This is a genomic window from Actinoplanes sp. ATCC 53533, assembly GCF_003947245.1.
This window is the reverse complement of the sequence record NZ_QHHV01000487.1, coordinates 1-862: the sequence shown is the minus strand read 5'-3', so window position 1 is coordinate 862 and position 862 is coordinate 1. Positions and strand designations below refer to the sequence as shown.

The window sequence follows — 862 nt, the reverse complement described above, 5'->3', positions numbered from 1 at the left end:
CGCGTCCGTGCTCAAGATCAATGACATGTGTGGCCCCCGGCTCGATCGTCACGCCGTCACCTCGGTGGGTCAAGGCCGGGTGCACCGTCGTCCGGAAACTGTTCTCTTACCTCCGAGCCCGGGCCGGCCATCGCGGACGACGCTGGCACTCAACGCATCGGCGACGACAAGGAGAGCCTGATGGACGTGGTGCTGGTACACGGTGGATTCGTCGACGGATCCGGCTGGCAGGCGGTGTACGACCTGCTCAAACTGGACGGCTACCGGGTGAGTGTGGTGCAGAACCCGACCCTGTCGCTGGCAGGTGACGCCGCCGCCACCCGCCAGATCATCGATGCGGTGGACGGCCCTGTCGTGCTGGTCGGCCACTCCTACGGCGGCGCGGTGATCACCGAGGCGGGTACCCACGAGAAGGTCGCCGCGCTGGTCTACATAGCGGCGTTCGCGCCCGACCGGGGCGAGTCGGTCAACACGCTCATCGCCGACCCGCCGCCGGGGGCCCCGGTGCCGCCGATCCTGCCGCCCCGGGACGGATTCCTGTTTCTGGACAGGGAGAAGTTCGCCGCCTCGTTCGCCGGCGACCTGCCCGCGGAACAGGCCGCCTTCATGGCCGACTCGCAGGTCCCGTGGGGCGTGGACGCCCTGGGTGGCGCGATCACCGAGCCTGCCTGGCGAATCAAGCCCAGCTGGTATCTGGTCGCCACGGACGACCGCATGATCCCCCCGCCGGCCCAGCGGGCGATGTCCGAGCGCGCCGGCTCGACGGTGGTCGAGTCCGCGGGGAGTCACGCCGTGTATCTTTCGCAGCCAGGCGCGGTAGCGGCCGTCATCCACGAGGCGGCAACCGCGCTGAAGTGACCAC

Annotated in this window: 1 protein-coding gene; it reads left to right on the top strand. The window is 69.5% G+C overall.

The window, feature by feature from the left end:
- Positions 1-180: 180 nt before the first annotated feature.
- Positions 181-858 carry an alpha/beta fold hydrolase gene (locus DMB66_RS59425; RefSeq protein WP_125809115.1) on the top strand — a complete coding sequence of 226 codons (678 nt, stop codon included), beginning with the start codon at positions 181-183 and terminating at the stop codon, positions 856-858.
- Positions 859-862 lie beyond the last annotated feature (4 nt).

What these genes read in the sequence shown, in the direction of transcription:
- DMB66_RS59425 (WP_125809115.1), top strand. Translation starts at nt 181, where the DNA reads ATGGACGTGGTGCTGGTACACGGTGGATTCGTCGACGGATCCGGCTGG.